This is a genomic window from Collinsella sp. AF05-9, from assembly GCF_003465595.1.
GTDB lineage: Bacteria > Actinomycetota > Coriobacteriia > Coriobacteriales > Coriobacteriaceae > Collinsella.
The window spans coordinates 1-6,049 of record NZ_QSBB01000056.1 but is presented as its reverse complement, the minus strand read 5'-3'; the positions used below and the strand labels follow the sequence as shown (position 1 = coordinate 6,049).

At 60.4% G+C, this 6,049-nt stretch carries 6 protein-coding genes; 2 read left to right on the top strand and 4 right to left on the bottom strand.

From position 1 onward, the window contains the following. The first annotated feature begins 444 nt into the window (after positions 1-444). Positions 445-1,134, top strand: a complete 690-nt coding sequence (locus tag DWV43_RS09705; protein ID WP_233539158.1) for a trimeric intracellular cation channel family protein — start codon at positions 445-447, stop codon at positions 1,132-1,134. Between the two features lie 106 nt (positions 1,135-1,240). Further along, positions 1,241-2,386 carry a polymer-forming cytoskeletal protein gene (locus DWV43_RS09700; RefSeq protein ID WP_117818408.1) on the top strand — a complete coding sequence of 382 codons (1,146 nt, stop codon included), beginning with the start codon at positions 1,241-1,243 and terminating at the stop codon, positions 2,384-2,386. Positions 2,387-2,515: 129 nt separating this feature from the next. Here DWV43_RS09700 and typA read toward each other — a convergent pair whose 3' ends face one another. From typA to DWV43_RS09680, 4 genes are all read right to left on the bottom strand, one after another. Beyond that, positions 2,516-4,354, bottom strand: a complete 1,839-nt coding sequence (gene typA, locus DWV43_RS09695) for a translational GTPase TypA (RefSeq protein ID WP_006235837.1) — start codon at positions 4,352-4,354, stop codon at positions 2,516-2,518. 117 nt (positions 4,355-4,471) lie between these two features. Continuing rightward, positions 4,472-4,921, bottom strand: a complete 450-nt coding sequence (locus DWV43_RS09690; protein ID WP_089572580.1) for a hypothetical protein — start codon at positions 4,919-4,921, stop codon at positions 4,472-4,474. 30 nt (positions 4,922-4,951) lie between these two features. Then, positions 4,952-5,308 carry a hypothetical protein gene (locus DWV43_RS09685; protein ID WP_117756927.1) on the bottom strand — a complete coding sequence of 119 codons (357 nt, stop codon included), beginning with the start codon at positions 5,306-5,308 and terminating at the stop codon, positions 4,952-4,954. Between the two features lie 33 nt (positions 5,309-5,341). Then, a complete protein-coding gene (locus DWV43_RS09680; RefSeq protein ID WP_117756926.1) occupies positions 5,342-5,842 on the bottom strand; it encodes a bifunctional nuclease family protein in 501 nt (166 codons plus the stop codon). Between the last annotated feature and the right edge of the window lie 207 nt (positions 5,843-6,049).

The following is a 6,049-nucleotide window of genomic DNA, read 5'->3' as shown; positions in this document are numbered from 1 at the left end:
TTCCCGGTTCGACGAACAGCCGATCGTGTCAAATGTGGTCTAACAGAGCCTTTTGTTTAGAGTCCCTTACAAGCAAATACGGCGGAGGAGGAGGGATTCGAACCCGTCAGGACGCGGAGCGTAAAGAAAACGCGCCAGTGGCACGTTTTTAGCGCAGCGCGGTCGGCGCAAGCCGACCGAATAAATTTTGAGCTCCGCTCAAAATTTGGACATCCCTCCTATTCAGCCACGTCCCCCATTGCTTTCGATTTCACCTTGAATCTCAAACATGTACATCACCCTCCAAAAACGACATTTTTCGGCATCTTTGGAGGCTGATGCACATGTTTGGTACCCATGACCGTTCCCAGTCCCTACCGTTTGCCGAGCAATAGGGTCTCAATCGCCGCCAACCATGTACTATGTACGGGCATTGTTCAAACCCGAGAATCAAAGGACCTCATCTTGCCCGTCGTCGCCGCTATGACTGTTACTTCACACGCCTCGGATGCCATGGTCGCTATCCCATTTTGGCTCGAGATGTTCGCCGTTGTCGCGGCATCGATCTCGGGCGTGCTGGTCGCTCGCGAGCACAAGCTCGACCTGGTGGGCGCGGTCGCGCTCGCGGTGGTCTGCGGTCTGGGCGGCGGTCTTTTGCGCGATATGACGCTCCAGGTCGGCAACGTCTACATCCTCAACCAGCCCATGGCACTACCGCTCTCCATCGCCACAGCCGCCATCATCTATATCTTCCCGGCAATCGTCGATAAGCCCGAAAAACTCATTCCCCTGCTCGACATCATCTCGGTCGGCATCTATGCAGCAACCGGCGCGGACAAGGCGTTGGTGTACGGATTTGCGCCCGCCGTATGTATCATGATGGGCTTCTTTACCGCCGTGGGCGGCGGCATGCTGCGCGACGGCTTTATGGGCGTGGTCCCGGGCATTTTCCAACGCACCAACTTCTATGCCATCGCGGCCATCGCCGGATCGGCAAGCTATGTAGCCCTCGTCATGAGCGGCCTCATGAGCAATGTTGCCGCACTGGTCGTATGCGTTGTGGTGACCATGGGGCTGCGTTGGCTATCACTGCGCTTTGACATTAAAAGCCCTACCGAGGAAGACATCGCGCGCTTTTTGCACCGTAAAAAGTAGGTAGCACAGCACAACCCCTCGAAATGCAACCGAGAGATTCTTTTAGAGCGCCCGCGCGTTGGGTACCCTGTTAGATACCTGTCGAGTATCTAACGAAGGATTCACTATGCCTTGCAACCAAGTACCGTCGATCCGGCGCCACAAAGCGCAGACCCGCATCACCATCCTATTCGCGCTGATTGCGCTCGCGCTCACCGCACTTCCCACGGTGTCGTTCGCCGGCACCGACACCGCGGGAAACGTGCTCGCAACCGAAGTTGACTCAACTCCGTCCGGTATCGAAGGCGACCTGTACTGGGCCGGCCAAAGTCTCAACCTAGACGACGCCTCCATCGGCCGCGATATTATCGCGGCGGGTGAGAACCTGTCGATTCGCGATTGCACCGTAGGCGGCGCCGTTCGTCTGGCGGCACGCACCATCGATATCGCCAAAACCGCAATCGATGGCAGCGTCACGGTGGCCGGCCAGCACGTCGTGCTCAACACCGGCAGCACCGCCAACTGTTTTTACGCGGCAGGCGAAACGGTCGCCCTGCGCGGCTCCGCCAAATCGGCGGCGCTTGCCGGCGACACCGTAACCATCGACGGCACCGTCGATGGCGATGTTGAGGTCTGGGCCGACAAGCTCATCCTGGGTAAAAACGCCCGCATCACCGGCACGGTGAACGCCCACGTCTCACAGGACCCCGAGCGGGCCGAGGGCGCCCAGGTCGGAGCTCTCAAGATCGACCGGACCGAGAACGAGAACACCTCTACGGCCAACGACATTATCGGCGGCATCGTTGCCGCGGCGCTTTCCACCTGCTTTGTCGCCATCCTGCTTGAGCTTGTCTTTCCACGCGCAACCGCCAGCGCTGCCGGCATGCTCCATCAGCGTCCCATGCCGCTGTGGGTAAGTGGTCTTCTGGGCACGGTCGCCGTCGCTCCCGCCGTGCTGCTGCTCATCATCTCGATTGCAGGCCTGTCGCTCGCCGCCGCCCTCATGTGCGGCGTCATCGGCATCGCTTTGGTCTCGGCGGCATTTACGGGCACCGCGGTCGCGCGCATGGTCGGACACAACCAAAACCGCTACGCCATGGCCGCCGTGGGCGGTATCGTCGCGGGCGCACTCACGGCACTTCCTCTTATGGGCAACTTTGTCAGCGGTGTAGCCTTCGTCTTCACGCTCGGCTACGCCATCCAGATCATCTGGCGCAACGCCCACCTCAAGCCACAGCAGCCGGCTAACACGCCAGGACTCCCCACCGCCTAGCCGCCAACCACCACAAAAGGGCCAGGCACCTTTGTGGTGGCGCAAAGCAACCTGATCCCATTGCACCAAAAAGGGCGCCGACCATTGCGGTCGACGCCCTTTCTTATTGGCAGTTATAAGCCCCAGCGCTTATTTGTTGACCTGGCCAGCGCGGACGGCAGCCTTCTTGCGGTCGGTGGCGTTGAGCAGACGCTTGCGCAGGCGAATGTTCTTGGGGGTGATCTCAACCAGCTCGTCGTCGGCGATGTACTCCAGCGCCTCCTCCAGCGAGAAGGTGCGAGGCGGCACCAGCTGGACGGAGATATCGGAGGTCGAGGAACGCTGGTTGCCCAGGTTCTTGGTGCGGGCGATGTTGACGACCATGTCGCCGGCCTTGCTGCGCTCGCCCACGATCATGCCCTCGTAGCACTCGGTGCCCGGCTCAACAAACAGCTGGCCGCGCTCCTGCAGCGTACCCAGAGCGTAGGCGACGGCCTTCTCGGTGGTCATGGAGATCATGGCGCCGTTCTGGCGGTTACCGATCTCGCCGGCATAGGGGCCGTACTCCAGGAAGGTGTGGTAGAACACGCCCTCGCCGTGGGTGACGTTCATGATGCGGTTCTTAAGGCCCATGATGCCACGCGTCGGGATCTTAAACTCGAGGTGCGTCACGATGCCCGAGGTATCCATGCTCGTCATGATGCCGCCGGAGGTGCCGAAGACCTCAACGACCTTGCCCGAGTACTCGTCCGGGCACTCGACGACGGCCTGCTCGACGGGCTCCATCTTGTTACCGTTCTCGTCCTTCTTAAACAGAACGCGGGGACGGCCGACCTGGAACTCAAAGCCCTCGCGGCGCATGGACTCCATCAGAACGGACAGGTGCAGGATGCCGCGACCCGAGACCTCGACGCCGCTCTTGTCCTCGAGCTCCTCGATCTTCATGGTCACGTTGTTCTCGGCCTCGTTGAACAGGCGCTCCTTGAGCTGACGGGCGCCCACGATGTCGCCGTCGCGACCGACGAGCGGGGAGGTCGAAGCCTCAAAGACGATGGACAGGGTCGGCGGGTCGATCTCGATGGGCTCGAGCTCAACGGGGTTCTCGGGATCGGTGTAGACATCGCCGATATCGGTGCGGTCGATGCCCACGACGGCGGCGATGTCGCCGGCGCCGACTTCCTGGCATTCGGTGCGGCCCAGGTAGTCGAAGGTAAAGAGCTGCTTGACGGTAGCGGTGGCGCTGGAGCCGTCGTTCTTGACGACCAGGATCTGATCGCCCTGATGGATGGTGCCGGAGTACACGCGACCGATGCCGATGCGGCCAACGAAGTTGGAGTGGTCAATGGTCACGCACTGCATGGCCAGCGGGGCATTCTCGTCAACCTCGGGAGCGGGCATGTCGTCGATGATCATATCGAGCAGCGGATACATGTCCATGTTGCCGTCGTTGGGGTCAAGACGGGCAAAGCCATTCATGGCGCTGGCGTAGACCACGTGCTCCATGGCGAACTCGAGCTGGTCGTCGGTGGCACCCAGGTCGGCCATAAGGTCCAGGCAGTCGTTGTAGGCCTTCTCGGGGTTGGCGCCCGGACGATCGATCTTGTTGATAACGATCATGATCTTGAGGCCAGTGTCGATAGCGTGACGCAGCACGAAGCGGGTCTGGGGCATGGGGCCCTCAAAAGCGTCGACCAGCAGCAGGGCGCCGTCGGCCATACGCAGCACGCGCTCGACCTCACCGCCAAAGTCGGCGTGGCCCGGGGTGTCGATGACGTTGATCTTGACGTCCTTGTACTCGATAGAGATGTTCTTGGCGAGAATCGTAATGCCGCGCTCGCGCTCCTGGTCGTTAGAGTCCAGGACGCGGTCCTCGACCTGCTGGTTGGCACGGAAGGCGTCCGTGGCACGCAGGAGCTTGTCGACCATCGTCGTCTTGCCGTGGTCGACGTGGGCGATGATGGCGATGTTCCTCAGATTGTCTACGCGCATGTAGTTCCCCTATCTTCTATCCATATACAAACGGCACGCGTATGCGGCCCGCCCAGCGATACAACGCTCAGCGGGAATATTGAGCCTTTTACCGAAAACTCGTTTATTTTAGCGATTTTAGATAAGAGGGGTTTCCTCACCTGCAGGTTCAGGGTCGCTCCACATAAAACCATCGCCGGCACCCATGCCCTCATACAGCACGTATGCCGAAAAACCGCTCTCGAGCGTGGTTTCGAAGAAGCTCACGAGCAGGGCGTCGTGATAGCCGCCGTCAATTTCGACACAACCGGTGTAGCCGATGGCATAGCGGGCGATGCGGCCCAGGCCCTCGTCCTTAAGACCCATCTTGTGCTCGGAGATAAAGTTGGTGGCCGCCTCGAGGCATGCCTCTTCGCCGTCCTCGTCGAGCGCCGCCAGATATCGGTTGGAAGCAGCGTCCTCGATCGCCACAACTACGCCCGGGTTCTCGCCGGCGGCAAGGTCGTCCAAGAACGCACCAATCAGGTCACACACCATGGCGTCGAGCTCGGCGGAGACGTTACCGGCGTCCTGCATATCCTGTGCCATCTTTAGACCTTCCCATCGAGTCTGGCGTCGTTACAGTTCTTGTGCCTCGGCAGCGATCTTGGCGGCAGCGTCGCGGGCGCGCATCATATCCATCGCGCGCTTGTCGAGTACCTTGATCTGGTTGGTCAGCATTACTGCATCGACCACACCCCAGATTACCAAGCCTGTTGAAATCGAAAACCCAAGCGCACCAACTGTACCACGAAGGCGCGAGCAGATTGCCGCGACAAGGGCGGAGACGACAACCATCTTGATAAACGAGCCGCGGCGCTCGCGAAGCGTGCGGGCCTGCGTCACATAGGCAATGCGTGCCGCCTCGGATGCCTCCGAGCGCATCTGGGCCTCGCGCGCAATGGCCGCCGCCTCAGCCGACATACCGCTGGCCATCAGCGAACACTCCGCAACCCTGCCGCCCCGCATTTAGAAGTCATCGGGGGAGAGCGTATGGACGAACTCGTCGAACTTCTCGAACTCCTGCTCGTCGTCGACATCCTCGGCGTGGGTGGAAACAGTGCCCAGGCGATTCATGATGTCGTCCTCCACAAACATGGGAGCATTGCTGCGCACGGCAAGGGCAATGGCATCACTGGGACGAGCGTCGATCTTGCGCTCCTCGCCATCGGCCAGTACGACGATCGTCGCGTAGAACACTGGCGGCTCGGCGCGAACGATCTCGATGCGCTCGAGCTTGGCGCCCAGGGCGTCAACGGTATCGAGCAACAGGTCATGGGTGATCGGGCGCTCGGCGCGGCCGCTATCGATGCCGCGGCTGATGGCAGCAGCTTCAAACGAACCAGTCTGAATGGAAAGGGAACGCAGCGGCGCGGGCGAGTCCGATTTGCTGCTGCGCTCACGAAGCACGATAAGCGATGGCACGGGACCGGCGGCCATGACGATGGTCTCTATGTCGACACGAACCATGGAACACCTCCGGTACGTAGCGGTTAACACGCGGCAGCCCGCCGCATTGAATAGCTATACTACCCAATCTTTCGCACAGCACACAAAATCAAAGTAGTTAATTTGGGACGGGGCTTTTTTGACTACTTTCAGTAGGTAAGAAAAAAGCCCCGAGGCAATGAACTGCGCCCCAATTCTTGGACGGGCTAATAAGCGGCCTACGCCGCA

Coding starts and splice junctions, on each gene's coding strand:
- DWV43_RS09700 (WP_117818408.1), top strand. CDS start 1,241: ATGCCTTGCAACCAAGTACCGTCGATCCGGCGCCACAAAGCGCAGACC.
- typA (WP_006235837.1), bottom strand. CDS start 4,354: ATGCGCGTAGACAATCTGAGGAACATCGCCATCATCGCCCACGTCGAC.
- DWV43_RS09690 (WP_089572580.1), bottom strand. CDS start 4,921: ATGGCACAGGATATGCAGGACGCCGGTAACGTCTCCGCCGAGCTCGAC.
- DWV43_RS09685 (WP_117756927.1), bottom strand. CDS start 5,308: ATGGCCAGCGGTATGTCGGCTGAGGCGGCGGCCATTGCGCGCGAGGCC.
- DWV43_RS09680 (WP_117756926.1), bottom strand. CDS start 5,842: ATGGTTCGTGTCGACATAGAGACCATCGTCATGGCCGCCGGTCCCGTG.